Here is a 14636-nt window from a genome sequence, read left to right as displayed (position 1 = left end):
TCGACGGGGACGGGAAGGGTGCGGGCAGGCCTACAGGTACGGGCCGGAGCGGAGTGGCCCGTGCGGGTCCGCGCCGCCGTCCTCCTCCTCGTGAACGCTGCCGGGAGGCAGCGCGCGACGCATCTGCTCCAGCTGGGCCCGGGCGGCCATCTGCTGGGCGAACAGCGCGGTCTGGATGCCGTGGAAGAGGCCCTCCAGCCACCCGACCAACTGGGCCTGCGCGATCCGCAGTTCCGCCTCGGAGGGAACCGACTCCTCGGTGAACGGCAGCGAGAGCCGCTCCAGTTCCTCCACCAGCTCCGGCGCGAGGCCGTCCTCCAGCTCCTTGACGGAACTGGCGTGGATCTCCTTCAGGCGCACGCGGCTCGCCTCGTCGAGAGGAGCCGCCCTGACCTCCTCCAGGAGTTGCTTGATCATGCTGCCGATGCGCATGACCTTCGCGGGCTGTTCGACCATCTCCGTCACCGGGACCTCCCGCGACTCGTCGTCAGTGCCACCGCCGCCGATCGCCATTCCGTCCTGCCCCACCACGAGGACTTGGGGGTGCTCCTGCGACCGTTCATTCCTCGGCATCTCCATGCCGCCCATTGTCTCGCACACGCGCCGTACAACAGTGTGGTGCCCCCGGAAACGGATGATCCACCGTTTCCGGGGGCACCGGATGTGTGCCGAAGCCGCCGGTCAGGCCGCCGTCGCCGCCTCCCGCCGATTCATCCGGCGCGCCGGGCCAGTTTCAGCCGGGAGCGGGTGAGCGCCGCCGCCAGCACCCCGGCCAGCAGCGGAACGACCACGGCCAGCAGCCCGATGGTCTCCCAGGGCAGCACGATCGGCGTGAAGGCGGACTCCATGGGCTCCTTCCGCATCGCCTCCATCGCCTTCCGCAGATCGACCAGGCGCAGCGCCACGGCGGGCACCAGCCCCGCCGCGGTGCCCAGCAGCACTCCGGTGAGCGCCACCACCAGGCACTGGAATCCGGAGAGGGAGCGCCGCACCCGCGGGGGCGCGCCGACCGCGCTCAGGGTGGTGAGGTCGGCCTCCGCGTCGGCCTTGGCGAGGCCGGTGGTGATGGCAGCCGCACCCAGGGTCACCACGCCGGCGAACAGGGTGAGGATCAGCAGGATGGTGCTCTGCCGGTCACCGGGGCCGCGTTCGGTCTGGAGCCAGAGCCCGCCGCCTGCCTGGTCGATGGCGGCCGAGACGCGCTGTTCCTCGGCGTCCGTGGGCGGGTGGGGGACGGCGTAGACACTGCCGGACGGCTGGGTGTGGAGGCCGAGCCGCTCGGCGGCCCGCTGGGGCAGGATCATGCGGATGCCGGGGGTGGCGGCGTACTCGGCGTCCGCGACGTACACCTTCAGCCGGTCCGTGGACGTGCGGGCCGGGCCGGGGTGCAGCTTGCGGTTCTTCTCGTCCTTGGCGTTGTACGTGTGGACGGTCTTGAGCGTGACCTCGCCGTCCTTCGCGTACGCCTGGTTCAGGAGGACGGGGGTGCCGGCCTTCAGCGCCTCGGCGGCCGCGGGGTCGTCGAGCTTCGCGTAGGTGCGGAGCAGGTCCGGGCCGCCCACCACGATGTTCGACTCGGAACTGAAACTGCCCGAGGAGAGGTACTCGTCCATGCAGGCGGGGGAGCGCATCATCCGGCGGTGCTCCTCCGAGGAGAGCCGCGCGGCGAGCTCCTTGGCGCCCTTCGTGTTGAGCGGGCACGTGTGGCCCTCACCGGTGGGCTTGACCAGCTCCATGCTGCCGCAGCTGTTCTCGTCCTCGTAGTAGACGTTGCAGTCGCTGCCTGCCCAGACCCGGGAGAAGTCGGCGTGACCGCCGGTCACCGTCATGTTCCGCTCGACGGACGCCCGGGCCAGCGGGAGGCGCTCGGCCGTCTCGGCGTCGGCGGACGACAGGACCATGGTCCCCCGGGACAGCATGGGCATGTAGTCCTGGTCGGACTCGGCCAGGCTGCTGGACATGTACGTCGCGATGGCCACCGAACCCGCGACGGCCGCCATCACGGCGGCGACCGCCGGGGCGGTGCGGCCGCGGTTGCGGGCGGCATCGCGCAGCGCCATCCGCGGCGAGAGCGGCAGCCTGCGGCCGAGCCGGCCCAGCAGGCCGACGATCACCGGAATGCAGGCCAGCAGGCCGAGCTCGGCGACGACCGAGCCGCCGGCGACCAGGGTGGTGTTGCCGCCGGTACCGCCGAAGACGGCGATGGCGACGCCGAGGGCCAGCACACAGGCGCCCACGGTGGGCAGCACCCGGGAGCCGCGGCGCACACCGCGCCGGCCCGTGAGCGACTCCAGTACGGACTGCCGGGCGGCCACGATCGCCGGGGCCAGGGCCGCGAGGAGACCCGTGACGAGCCCGAGCGCGGCGATGACGAGGAGCTCCACCGGCTTCAGGAGCAGGGAACCGAAGCGTTGCCCGGCCCAGTCCTCGATCAGCGGCCGGCACGCCATCGTGAGCAGCAGCCCGGCCGCGACGCCGGTCACCGCCCCGATGGCGCCCAGCACCAGCCCGCCGGAGAGCACCACGGCGCGCACGTGGCGCCGGTCACCGCCGCAGGTGCCGACGAGTCCCAGCTGACGGCGCGAGCGGCGCGCACCGACGGCGAAGGCCGGTCCGGCGAGCAGGACGATCTCCAGGAGGGCCATGGCGACCACGGTGACGAGGGCCGCGCTCGCCTCGGCGGAGTCGTCCGAGTAGTAGCGGTTCTCCGACTGTGCCATCGGGACCTCGGAGTCCGGCGGCGGGTCCAGGACCACCTGGCGGGACACGACGAGGGCGCCGGCCTTGTTGGCCGCGAGCACGTCGCCCCAGCCGATGCCCGCCGTGCCGGAGCCCGAGACCAGCCACTCGGTCGAGCCGGTGTTGGGCGGCAGCACCTTCTTGTCGCGGTCGGCCGCGGCCCGCCACGGGGCGATGACGGCGCCCGGATCGGCGTACAGGTGCTGCGCCTTCAGATCGGCGGGCTCCTCGACCACAGCGGTGATGGTGTACGTCCGGCCGGCGCTGTTCACGGTGGTGCGGGATCCGATGTGCAGCCCGGACGAGTCGAGGAACGGCTTGGTGGCCGCCATCTCACCGCTACCGCGCGGGAACGCGCCCTCGACCAGGTCGATCTTGCCGCGGGCCATCGGGTCCGAGGTGCGGAACTCCACGATCTCGGTGTTGGTGAGCCCGTACGCCGTCGTGACGCTCGCGGGCACGGACTGGGTGCTGATCGCCCGCGCGCCCCTGGGGAAGGCGGTACGCATGTCGACCGGCGGGACCTCCCCCTCGGGTGCCTCGTCACCGGCGATGTCGTAGCCGTTGCCGTCGGGCATCTGCTGCAGCGGCCCCATGCCCGGGTCGCTGAACAGCGCGTCGGCCGAGCCCATCCGGGCCGTCAGCTGCTCGGCCTCGGTGGAGTCGACACTGCGGTACGTGATGTCCGCGGCCGTCACACCGAGCACGGGCAGCGCGATCATCGCGACCACCAGGGCGCTGCGGCCCTTCGCCCGCATGGCGTCGCGGCGGGCTATGCGGAGGGCGGCGCGCCACCCCGTGAAGGGGCTCACTCGGCGCTCCCGGCGGCCAGCAGCGAGTCGGCTCCGACGGCCAGGGTCTGGTCGACGATCGAACCGTCGCGCAGGAAGACCACCCGGTCCGCCCAGGCGGCGTACCGAGGTTCGTGCGTCACCATCACCCCGGCGGCGCCCTGGTCGCAGCGGTTGCGGAGCAGCGCGAGGACGGTCTCGCCGGTTTCGGAGTCGAGGGCCCCGGTCGGTTCGTCGGCGAGCACCAGGCGCCGGTCCCCCACCAGCGCGCGGGCGATCGCGACGCGCTGCTGCTGGCCGCCGGACATCTCGTCCGGGAAGCGGTCGGCGACGTCCAGGAGTTTCATCTCCTCCAGCGCGGCCCGGGCCTCCTTGCGCGCCTTGCGGACCGAGACCCCGTCGAGTTCGCGCGGCAGGGCGATGTTCTCGGCGGCGGTCAGCGCGGGGATGAGGTTGTAGTCCTGGAAGACGTACCCGACGCTGCGGCGGCGCAGAGCGGCGATGCCCTTGCGGCCGAGCGTGGAGATGTCCTGGCCCTCGATGACGATCTGCCCGCTGGTCGCGTTGTCGAGTCCGCCCGCGAGGGTCAGCAGGGTGGACTTGCCCGAGCCGGAGGGGCCCATCACGGCGACGAGCTCACCGGGGTGCACGGCGAGGTTGATCCCGCGCAGGGCGTGCACCTCGGCGATGCCGCTGCCATGGGTGCGGGTGAGGTTGCGGAGTTCGAGCACCGGGGCGTCCACGGGCAGAGGCGGAGCGGACGGAGCCGGGGACGGGACGTTCGGGGACATGACGGTGGGTTCCCCCTCGGAACAGTTCTGTGGTCGGTGTGCTGCGGGCAGCGGGGCCCGTGGCTGAGCGGTGCGGCGTGGGCTCAGCGGCGTGCGCGGGGCCGGGAGGCGGCACGGGGCGTGGTGCGCGGCGACGTGCTCGGCTCGGGCTCCGTGGCGGCGGCCTCGGCGAGACGGACCAGGCGGGACTCGCAGTGGTCCAGCCAGCGGGCCTCGGCCTCGGCCTGGAAGATCAGCTGTTCCAGTACGAGCAGCCAGGCGACCTCGTCGCGGTTGGTGGGTACGTCGGTGAGGGCCTGCGCCTTGAGGCGGGTGTAGTCCTGCATCGCCTTCACCGTGTGGTGGCGCTGGGACTGGATGACGGCCCGGATGTCGACTCCGGGGGCGCCGACGGCCATGGCGAGCTTGATGGCCAGCTCGTCGCGGGGCGGGCTGCTGCGGTCGACCGGTGTCTCGAACCAGGCGCGCAGCTCCGTGCGTCCGTCGTCGCTGATCGAGTAGAGGGCGTGCCCCTGGTCGTCCTCGCCGTCCTGGACGACCAGGCCGTCGCGCTCCAGTCTGCTCAGGGTCGTGTACACCTGGCCGACGTTGAGTGGCCAGGTGGAGCCGGTGCGCGACTCGAATTCGGTGCGGAGCTGGGAGCCGTAACGAGGCCCGCGTTCCAGGAGGGCCAGGAGCCCGTGGCGGATCGACATACTGAGTATGTATACCGAGTATGTTGCTCAGCGCAAGTCATGCGGGCCCGGGGCTGCGGTGATCGGCGCTTGTCCCGCGTGGCGATCGGGGAGTGCTCAGCCGGCGCGGCGCATGCGGAGGCCGAGGAAGCCGAGACCCAGCCCGACCAGGGCGATTCCCGCCCCGAGCGACACCTGCTTGACCTGCTCGACGGCCGGCCCCTCAAGGGCTTGCCGCGTCATGCGGCCGGTTCCGGGGGACGTGCTCGCGTACGGAGTGAGGGCCGGTACGGCGGCGGGCTCGGTCGCCTCCTCCGCGGCCTCTTCCAGCGCGTCGGCGCGGGCGAGCTCCTCGGGCGTCATCGTCCGCCCGGGGCGAGGCCGCCCCGCCCCGGCGGGCCGACCGGCCAGCGGCGACTGGGCGTCGACCGGGCGAGGCGATCCGGCATGCGGCGACGGTGAGGCGGAGGAGGCGGAGGGGGTGGGCGAGGAGGCGGAGGCCGAGGCGGAGGGTGCGGCGGGGTGCGGCGGCGCGGGATGCGCGGGTGCGGGCGCGGGCGTGGTCGACGGGTCGGCGGACGCGGCGGGGCGCGAAGCGGAAGGGGACGCGGCGGACGGCGCCACGGACGGCGCCACGGACGGCGCCAAAGACGGCGCCAAAGACGGCGCCAAGGACGGCGGCACCGACGACAGCGGGGGCGCCGGTGCGGACGGCGAACCGGACGGGAGCGGAGCCCAAGGAGCCCAAGGAGCCAAAGGGGCCGGAGGGGCCGGAGGGGCCAAAGGGGCCGGAGGGGCCGCGGGAGCCAAAGGAGGCCGGGAAGCTACAGGAGCCCAAGCAGCCCCAGGAGCCTGCGGCGTCCAAGGCGTCCAAGGCGCCCCAGGAGCCTGCGGCGCCCAGGAAGGCGCCGTCGCCCGTGGCGCGCCCGCCGCCGTACCCCGGCCGGGGGCCGCCTGCGCCTCCCCGACCGCCATGGCCCCCAGTGTCGCGGCTGCCGTCAATGCCAGGCAGGCCACGCCCCGTGAGGGCCGTGCGGCGAGATGTCCTGAAGCCATGCAGTTAGCGTCACATGTGACGATATGTCCGGCATCTCAGGTAATCCGGACGGATGGCCGATGGTTGATGGCCGACGACCCAGCGCCGACGACCCGGCGCCGACGACCCAGCACCGACGACCCAGCACCGACGACCCAGCACCGACGACCCAGCGCCGACGACCCAGCACCAATGGCCCATGGGCCTGACGGGTCGCTACGCCGGGCCGCTACGCCGGGTCGCCCGTCGCGATGCGCAGCTCGAAGTGGGCGCCCGTCTCGGACACGGCAGCTCCCGGAGTGGGGAACTGGTCGACGATCTGGTCCTCCGCGTAGGCGTTGCCGGGAACCTTGATGATCTTGACGGTCCAGCCCGCGGCGTCCGTGCACGCACGCGCCGAGAGGATGTCCTTGTAGAGGAAGCTCGGAGCGTCGACCTTGTTCGGGTCGTCGATGTTCTCGTTCGCGTCCGTGCAGGCCTCGGTCTTCATCGTCCGGTTCCGCTCCGGATCCTTGTGGTCACCGGCCGGGGACTCGCTCGACGAGGCTTCGGTACCGCCCTTGCCCGAGTCGTCGTCCTGCAGCGCGAGCGCGGTGATCAGTCCGCCGACCGCGATCAGGGCGACCACGATCGAGCCCACGATCACCGGCATGTTCCGCTTGGAGCCGCCGCCCGAGGACGGGGCGTGCGTCTGAGCCGAGATCGAGTACTGCGGCGGGGTCTGCTGATGCATCGGCGACATCGCCGCCGGCGTCTGGTACGCCGGGGCCGACTGCGGATAGCCGTAGCTCGGCGCCGGGGCGGGCGTCTGCGCCGGCACACCGTACGGGCCCGGCTGCTGCTGCGACTGGTAGGGGCCCGGCTGGTACGGCGTCTGGACGTTCTGCGGCGCGGGGGTGGACTGGTCGACCGGAGGGAAGACCGCCGACCCGACGCCCGAACCGCTGTTCGCCGGTGCGCCCGCACCGGCGACGATCGCCGGGGCGCCGGTCTGGCCGCTCGCGCTCAGCACGCGCGCGATCTCGTCCTGCATCGCGGCGGCGCTCGGGAAGCGCTCGTTCGGATTCTTCTTCAGTGCGCGGGCCACGAGCGCGTCCATCGCCGGGGTGATCGACCGGTTGATGGTGGACGGGGCGACGGGCTCCTCCTGCACATGCGCGTACGCGATGGCGAGCGGGGAGTCCGCGTCGAAGGGGATGCGGCCGGTCAGCAGCTGGAACAGCATGATGCCGACCGAGTACAGGTCGGAGCGCGCGTCCACACCACGGCCCAGGGCCTGTTCGGGGGAGAGGTACTGCGGGGTGCCGACGACCATGCCGGTCTGCGTCATCGACGTGACGCCCGACTGCATGGCGCGGGCGATGCCGAAGTCCATGACCTTCACGATGCCGCGCTTGGTCACCATCACGTTGCCGGGCTTGATGTCGCGGTGGACCAGGCCCATCTCGTGGCTGGTGTCCAGCGCGGCCAGCACGTCGGCCGTCACCTTGAGCGCCTTGTCGGCGGGCATCGCGCCGTGGCTGCGGATGTCTGCCTGGAGGACGGAGCCGAGCGGCTGCCCCTCGACGTACTCCATGACGATGTACGGCATCAGCGCGCCGCCGAGTTCGTCCTCGCCGGTGTCGAAGACGGAGACGATGTTGGTGTGCTGGAGCTTGGCGACCGCCTGCGCCTCGCGCCGGAACCGCTCGCGGAAGGACTGCTCGCGGCCGAGCTCCGTGTGGAGCGTCTTGATCGCGACCTGCCGGTCGAGGGCGGAGTCGTACGCCAGATACACGGACGCCATCCCGCCTTCGCCCAGCAGGTCACGCAGCTGGTAACGGCCGCCGGCGACCGAACCGCCCGCGTAGCGACCCTGGGCACGCTGTGCGCCGTCCTGGCTCATGACTTGCTTCCCCCTAGGGCGCGCGACCGCGCGAAGATCCGTATTACTGGCCAAGTCTGCCCGAGGGGTACGACACGTCAAGCCGGGTGCCCGTTCCGTGACCGTACGCACAAGAAGCGTCTCGGAAGCGTTACAGGAACCCCATCGGATTTGCGCGAGGGGTACGTCGGCCGGTTGGATGGCCCGTCCCTCTCGGAAACGGTGTGTCCGGCGGAGGCTGTAGCGTGACGTGGCAATGCAGCAAGGGCCTTTCGAGCGAAAGAGCCCGACGCACCGTGAGAACCCGCGGACGCGCGGACAGAAACGACGGCGAGGACTGATGGCACCCGAACCCGAAGCAAACGGCGGCGGAGTTCCGGATGGCACCGACTCCTGGGGCATCGGCGGTGTGGTCGGGGACGGACGTTACCGGCTGAGCGGCCGCCTCGGCCGGGGCGGTATGGCCGAGGTGTTCGCGGCGGAGGACGTCCGGCTGGGACGTACCGTCGCCGTGAAACTGCTGCGCTCCGATCTTGCCGAGGACCCGGTCTCCAAGGCCCGGTTCACGCGCGAGGCGCAGTCGGTCGCCGGTCTCAACCACCATGCGGTCGTGGCGGTGTACGACTCCGGCGAGGACACCGTGAACGGCCAGACCGTTCCGTACATCGTCATGGAGCTGGTCGAGGGCCGCACCATCCGTGACCTGCTGCTCAACGCCGAGGCCCCGCCTCCCGAGCAGGCGTTGATCATCGTCTCCGGGGTGCTGGAGGCGCTCGCCTACTCGCACCAGCACGGGATCGTGCACCGGGACATCAAGCCCGCGAACGTGATCATCACGCACTCCGGTGCGGTGAAGGTGATGGACTTCGGCATCGCCCGTGCGCTGCACGGGGCGCAGTCGACGATGACCCAGACCGGCATGGTCATGGGCACGCCGCAGTACCTCTCGCCCGAGCAGGCACTGGGCAAGGCCGTCGACCACCGCTCCGACCTGTACGCCACCGGCTGTCTGCTGTACGAACTCCTCGCGCTGCGACCCCCGTTCACCGGCGAAACGCCACTTTCCGTGGTGTATCAGCATGTTCAGGACATTCCGGTACCGCCGTCGGAGATCTCGAACGGGGCGGTGCCGCCGGAGCTCGACGGGCTCGTCATGCGGTCGCTCGCGAAGGACCCGGACGACCGGTTCCAGAGCGCCGAGGAGATGCGCGGGCTGGTCCAGTACAGCCTGCAGATGCTTCAGGTGCAGGGCGGTCACACCGGTACGTGGAACACCGGCCCGGTCGTGCTGAACGACGGCTCGGGCACCCCGCCCAGGGGCATGACCGGTGCCACCCGCGCGATGGGGGGCTACCAGCAGCACGGGGACACCTCGCAGGGCCCGATCCTCCCGCCGATGAACCCGGACGACGGCGGATACGACGGCGGCAGCACCCGGCAGGGCGGCAGCGGCCGGGGCAAGCTCTGGCTGTTCGTCGTGCTCGCGCTGATCGCGATCGGCGCGGGTGTCGCCATCGCGGTCAACGCGGCGAGCGGCGGCGGCGAGAAGCCGAAGGCGCCGGTCACCTCGACGTCCAGCAGCCCTTCCCCGACGGAGACTTCGGCTTCGCCGACCGATGAGGAGACGACGCGGGACACCGAACAGCCGGGCAACTCCACCGGTGATCAGCAGGAGACGCCGGAGCGGCCCAGGTACACCCCGTCGTACACCCCGAGCGAGACGGCCGACCCGACGCCCTCGGACACGGCGCCCAGCGAGACGGCCACGTCCGGCACGACTGAGGGCAACGCCAACGAGGGCAACACGAGCGAGGGCAACACCGACGCGGGTACGGACGCCGGCGCGGACGAGGGCGCGGCCGCGGGAGCGGACGAGGGGGCGGACGCCGGTACGAACGCGGGGCCCGGCACGACCACCGGCACGTCTACCGGTGCGAACGCCGGTACGGACGTCGCCGGGACCACCGCGGGCAACACCGGGACGACCGGCCAGTAGCCCTCACCCCGTGAACGCGTCGCGCACCGCCTCGTACTCGCGGGTCCACCAGACCGCCAGGGCCGATACCGCAGGGAACTGCGGGTCGGCCCTGCGGTCGTTCAGGCAGTAGCGCCAGTGCAGTATCCAGAAGTCGTTGAGCCGCTCCCACCACACCCGGTGCACCGCCGCGGCCAGTTCGTCCGCCCCCGCCCCGGCCGCCCGCCGGTAGGCCCGCGCGTAGGCTCGCACCTTCCCCAGCTCCAGTTCCCCGACGGGCTTCACGAAGAAGATCGCGGCGGCCCGCACCGCCTCCTCCGCGCGCGGCTGCACCCCCAGCCGGTCCCAGTCGAGGATCGCGACCGGCTCGGCGCCCCGGTAGAGGACGTTCAGCGGGTGGAAGTCGCCGTGGACCCAGCCGGTCGCGGGACCGTCCGGGGCGGGAGGCCGGCGGTCCGCGTGCTGTTCCAGCAGGGTGCGCCGCTCCAGGAGCCGGTGCTCGGCCAGTTCGTCGAAGGAGTCCCGGGGCCGGCGGCCGCGCGCCGCGGCCAGCAGCCCGTCGATCACCGCGAAGGTGTCGGCGGGATCGCGGCTCGCATGGCCGGACCGCACCCCCGCCCCGGCCCCGGCGCCCGCGTCCATCACCTGCTCAAGACCTGTGTGTACGGCTCCGAGCAGCGCCCCGAGACGCAGCGACTGGGCGAGGGTGAGCTGGGCGCCTGCCCGGTGCAGCCCCTCGACCCAGGGGTGCAGGGCGTAGCAGCGGCCGCCGATCTCGGTGACGGTGTCGCCGTCGCTGTCCACGACCGGCGGTGCGACGGGCACTCCGAGTGACTGGAGCCGCTGGGTGGCCCGGTGCTGTCGGACGATCGTGGCGCGGTCGCCGGTGGAGTCGTCCAGGTGATGTTTGAGGAAGTAGGAGCCGCGGGTGGTGGACACCCGGTATCCGTGGTTGAGGAGGCCCTGGTCGAGGGGCTCGCAGGTGAGGGGCTCACCGGCGTCCGGGTAGCGGCGCAGCAGGTCGCCGACCGGGGGAACAGGGGGAAATGACACAGATGAGCGCGGCACTCGACAGATGTTAGATCACGCTGCGTTGCGGATCTGCGGAGTTGCGTGGAAGTCCAGAGTGTGCACAGTGACGAAGTGCGGGTCGAGCCGGAGGTAGGCCGGCGCGAAGGGTTCCCCGTTGACCTCGATCGGGGCCGGGCCGAGGAGTTCGCGCTGGGCGCAGGTGGGTTCGATGATCCGCGCGGGCCCGGTGAACTGCACGGACCACAGGTCGCGACTGCCCGCCGAGGTGGCGGCGTTGTAGTTGTCCGCCCCGTAGGCCACGACCGCGCCGTCGCAGGCGTCGTGGTAGCCCAGGCCGCCGTGCATGCGCAGGACGACGCGTCCGTCGGTGACGATGTGCCGGGCCACCGTCAGGATCGGAAGGGCCCGCTTGGTCGTCGCCAGCCGGCCGTAGGGGACGCGGCCGAGCAGTTGGATCGCGTGGAGTTCCTCGGAGGACATGCCCTCCACTGTCCGTCACCGATGTGGACGGAATAAGAGGCCACCGCCCCGGGTCCACCGGGACCTAGGTCCTGTCCGGAGTTCCGCCGCGCCCGCCCGCTGGTCAGCGCCTCTCGGCCTGGAGCCGGGCCACGTACGCGGCGGCCTGCGAGCGTCGCTCCATGCCCAGTTTGGAGAGCAGGCTGGAGACGTAGTTCTTGATCGTCTTCTCGGCGAGGTGGAGGCGCTCACCGATCACCCGGTTCGTCAGCCCCTCCCCGATCAGATCCAGGATCTTGCGCTCCTGGTCGGTGAGGCCGGTGAGTTTGTCCTCGCCCCGGCCCTTCTTCCCGTCGCGCAGCCGCTCCAGCACCCGGGCCGTGGCAACCGGATCGAGCAGCGATTTCCCGGCCGCCACGTCCCGTACGGCGTTCAGCAGTTCATTGCCGCGAATCGCCTTGAGGACATATCCGGAGGCGCCCGCCATGATCGCGTCGAAAAGTGCCTCGTCGTCGGCGTACGACGTCAGCATCAGGCAGTTGATGGACTCGTCCTGGGAACGGATCTCGCGGCAGACCTCCACCCCGCTGCCGTCCGGCAGCCGTACGTCGAGGACGGCCACATCGGGCCGGGTCGCCGGGATGCGTACCAGCGCGTCCGCGGCCGTACCGGCCTCGCCGACCACTTCGATGTCGTCCTCGGACGAGAGCAGCTCATGGACTCCGCGGCGGACGACTTCGTGGTCATCCAGCAGAAAAACAGTGATTTTTCCTTCTTTGCGCACAAACGCAGTCTCACACACTCCCCTCTTCCCTGCCGCTGTCCGGCGGGATAACGTGCCGTTGTTCCGGCGGCCTGCAAGGCTGTTACCAGTGCTGTGACCAGCGAGAGTTCCCGAATTCCTCGATTTACTTGGATATCCAAGCAAAATCGCAGGTCAGGAAGGGTTTCGCAGTTATGCGAAGCACTGGGTAACGTGCCTTTGACAGGGCGCTCGCCGGGGCACCTGTCACGCCTGTTCCCGGACCGAGCGGCACCCACCCCGTGCACGGGTACGGACACAGGCGAGCCGCACTGGTCTCCCGGCAGACCCCGGGGGCCGGACCGACGGAGGAGCACGCACGTGACCGTGGAGAGCACTGCTGCCGCGCGTAAACCGCGACGCAGCAGCAAGCGGACCAGCGCCGCGAAGACGCCCGCGAAGACATCACAGAGTTCCGGACCCGAGCTCGTACAGCTGCTGACGCCCGAGGGCGAGCGCATCGAGCACCCGGACTACTCGATCGACCTGACCGCGGACGAGCTGCGCGGTCTGTACCGGGACATGGTCCTGACCCGCCGGTTCGACGCCGAGGCCACCGCGCTGCAGCGTCAGGGCGAGCTGGGCCTGTGGGCTTCGCTGCTCGGCCAGGAGGCCGCACAGATCGGCTCCGGCCGGGCCCTGCGGGACGACGACTACGTCTTCCCGACCTACCGCGAACACGGCGTCGCCTGGTGCCGCGGCGTCGACCCGACTAATCTGCTCGGGATGTTCCGTGGTGTGAACCACGGCGGCTGGGACCCGAACACCAACAACTTCCACCTGTACACGATCGTCATCGGCTCGCAGACCCTGCACGCCACCGGTTACGCCATGGGCGTGGCCAAGGACGGCGCGGACTCGGCCGTGATCGCGTACTTCGGTGACGGCGCCTCCAGCCAGGGCGACGTCGCGGAAGCATTCACCTTCTCCGCGGTGTACAACGCCCCCGTCGTGTTCTTCTGCCAGAACAACCAGTGGGCGATCTCCGAGCCGACCGAGAAGCAGACCCGGGTGCCGCTCTACCAGCGTGCCCAGGGCTTCGGCTTCCCCGGCGTCCGGGTCGACGGCAATGACGTCCTGGCCTGCCTGGCCGTCACCAGGTCCGCTCTGGAGCGGGCCCGTCGCGGCGAAGGCCCCACCCTCGTGGAGGCGTTCACCTACCGGATGGGCGCGCACACCACCTCCGACGACCCGACGAAGTACCGGGCCGACGAGGAGACCGCGTCCTGGGAGGCCAAGGACCCGATCCTGCGCCTGCGCACGTACCTGGAGAACGAGGGCGTCGCCGACGAGGCGTTCTTCACCGCGCTCGACGAGGAGAGCGAGACCCTCGGCAAGCGGGTCCGCGAAGCGGTACGGTCCATGCCGCAGCCCGACCGGATGGCGATCTTCGACCACGCCTACGCCGACGGGAGCGCGCTCGTCGACGAGGAGCGCGCCCAGTTCGCCGCGTACCAGGCATCGTTCGCCGAGGAGGGCAAGTAGCCATGGCCATGGAAAAGATGTCCATCGCGAAGGCGCTCAACGAGTCGCTGCGCAAGGCCCTCGACACCGACCCCAAGGTCCTCATCATGGGTGAGGACGTCGGCAAGCTGGGCGGGGTCTTCCGGATCACCGACGGGCTCCAGAAGGACTTCGGTGAGGACCGGGTGATCGACACCCCGCTCGCCGAGTCCGGCATCGTCGGCACGGCGATCGGCCTCGCGCTGCGCGGCTACCGGCCGGTCGTGGAGATCCAGTTCGACGGCTTCGTCTTCCCCGCGTACGACCAGATCGTCACGCAACTCGCGAAGATGCACGCCCGCTCGCTCGGCAAGATCAAGCTGCCGGTCGTCGTGCGGATTCCGTACGGTGGCGGCATCGGCGCCGTGGAGCACCACAGCGAGTCGCCCGAGGCCCTGTTCGCGCACGTCGCGGGGCTGAAGGTCGTCTCGCCGTCCAACGCGTCGGACGCCTACTGGATGATGCAGCAGGCCGTCCAGAGCGACGACCCGGTCATCTTCTTCGAGCCGAAGCGCCGCTACTGGGACAAGGGCGAACTCGACACCGAGTCCATCCCGGGACAGCTGCACCGGGCGTCCGTCCCCCGCACCGGCACGGACCTCACGCTCGTCGCGTACGGCCCGATGGTGAAGGTCTGCCTGGAGGCCGCCGCGGCCGCCCAGGAGGAGGGCAAGTCGATCGAGGTCGTGGACCTGCGCTCGATGTCCCCGATCGACTTCGACGCCATCCAGGCCTCGGTCGAGAAGACCCGCCGCCTGGTCGTGGTCCACGAGGCGCCGGTGTTCTACGGCTCCGGCGCGGAGATCGCCGCTCGCATCACGGAGCGGTGCTTCTACCACCTGGAGGCGCCCGTGCTGAGGGTCGGCGGCTACCACGTCCCGTACCCGCCGGCGCGGCTCGAGGACGAGTACCTGCCGGGTCTCGACCGTGTGCTCGACGCCGTCGACCGCTCGCTGGCGTACTGAGGACG

General features: G+C 71.1%; 12 protein-coding genes. 3 read left to right on the top strand and 9 right to left on the bottom strand.

Going from position 1 to position 14636, the window contains the following annotated elements; all coding sequences use genetic code 11:
* Nucleotides 1-30: 30 nt before the first annotated feature.
* The 6 genes from ACFYPA_RS15245 to ACFYPA_RS15220 form a co-directional block, all read right to left on the bottom strand.
* Nucleotides 31-579, bottom strand: a complete 549-nt coding sequence (locus tag ACFYPA_RS15245) for a bacterial proteasome activator family protein (protein WP_359082532.1) — start codon at nucleotides 577-579, stop codon at nucleotides 31-33.
* A 131-nt stretch (nucleotides 580-710) separates the two neighbouring features.
* Entirely contained in the window at nucleotides 711-3551 is a 2841-nt protein-coding gene (locus ACFYPA_RS15240) for an ABC transporter permease (RefSeq protein ID WP_359312834.1), read from the bottom strand.
* Complete coding sequence (locus ACFYPA_RS15235) at nucleotides 3548-4321, bottom strand: ABC transporter ATP-binding protein (RefSeq protein WP_359312831.1); 774 nt, start codon at nucleotides 4319-4321, stop codon at nucleotides 3548-3550. Before ACFYPA_RS15235 ends, ACFYPA_RS15240 begins: the two co-directional genes overlap by 4 nt.
* Before the next feature lie 83 nt (nucleotides 4322-4404).
* Nucleotides 4405-5016 (bottom strand): PadR family transcriptional regulator, encoded by a 612-nt coding sequence (locus ACFYPA_RS15230; RefSeq protein WP_359082529.1) that lies wholly within the window; start codon nucleotides 5014-5016, stop codon nucleotides 4405-4407.
* Nucleotides 5017-5112: 96 nt separating this feature from the next.
* Entirely contained in the window at nucleotides 5113-5358 is a 246-nt protein-coding gene (locus tag ACFYPA_RS15225; protein ID WP_359082528.1) for a hypothetical protein, read from the bottom strand.
* Between the two features lie 902 nt (nucleotides 5359-6260).
* The gene (locus ACFYPA_RS15220) at nucleotides 6261-7916 is read right to left on the bottom strand and encodes a protein kinase (protein WP_359082527.1); all 1656 of its coding nucleotides are present in this window, start codon (nucleotides 7914-7916) and stop codon (nucleotides 6261-6263) included.
* Nucleotides 7917-8235: 319 nt separating this feature from the next.
* Between ACFYPA_RS15220 and ACFYPA_RS15215 the strand changes: the two genes are divergently transcribed.
* On the top strand, nucleotides 8236-9891 hold the full coding sequence (locus ACFYPA_RS15215; RefSeq protein WP_389132080.1) for a protein kinase: 1656 nt from the start codon (nucleotides 8236-8238) through the stop codon (nucleotides 9889-9891).
* A 3-nt stretch (nucleotides 9892-9894) separates the two neighbouring features.
* Here ACFYPA_RS15215 and ACFYPA_RS15210 read toward each other — a convergent pair whose 3' ends face one another.
* The 3 genes from ACFYPA_RS15210 to ACFYPA_RS15200 all read right to left on the bottom strand — a co-directional run bounded on the left by ACFYPA_RS15210 (nucleotide 9895) and on the right by ACFYPA_RS15200 (nucleotide 12145).
* A complete protein-coding gene (locus tag ACFYPA_RS15210) occupies nucleotides 9895-10890 on the bottom strand; it encodes a phosphotransferase (protein WP_359082707.1) in 996 nt (331 codons plus the stop codon).
* A 63-nt stretch (nucleotides 10891-10953) separates the two neighbouring features.
* A complete protein-coding gene (locus ACFYPA_RS15205) occupies nucleotides 10954-11382 on the bottom strand; it encodes a pyridoxamine 5'-phosphate oxidase family protein (protein WP_359082525.1) in 429 nt (142 codons plus the stop codon).
* 103 nt (nucleotides 11383-11485) lie between these two features.
* Nucleotides 11486-12145 (bottom strand): response regulator transcription factor, encoded by a 660-nt coding sequence (locus tag ACFYPA_RS15200; protein ID WP_359082524.1) that lies wholly within the window; start codon nucleotides 12143-12145, stop codon nucleotides 11486-11488.
* A gap of 339 nt (nucleotides 12146-12484) precedes the next feature.
* Between ACFYPA_RS15200 and pdhA the strand changes: the two genes are divergently transcribed.
* Together pdhA and ACFYPA_RS15190 are read left to right on the top strand one after the other, a co-directional pair.
* Nucleotides 12485-13648 (top strand): pyruvate dehydrogenase (acetyl-transferring) E1 component subunit alpha, encoded by a 1164-nt coding sequence (gene pdhA, locus ACFYPA_RS15195; RefSeq protein WP_359082523.1) that lies wholly within the window; start codon nucleotides 12485-12487, stop codon nucleotides 13646-13648.
* A gap of 2 nt (nucleotides 13649-13650) precedes the next feature.
* A complete protein-coding gene (locus tag ACFYPA_RS15190) occupies nucleotides 13651-14631 on the top strand; it encodes an alpha-ketoacid dehydrogenase subunit beta (protein WP_359082522.1) in 981 nt (326 codons plus the stop codon).
* Nucleotides 14632-14636: the final 5 nt, after the last annotated feature.

It is taken from the genome of Streptomyces sp. NPDC005775 (assembly GCF_042871565.1).
In the GTDB taxonomy this organism is placed as follows: Bacteria; Actinomycetota; Actinomycetes; order Streptomycetales; family Streptomycetaceae; genus Streptomyces.
Note: the sequence above shows the minus strand (reverse complement) of the source record. Positions and strands in the feature narration are given on the sequence as shown.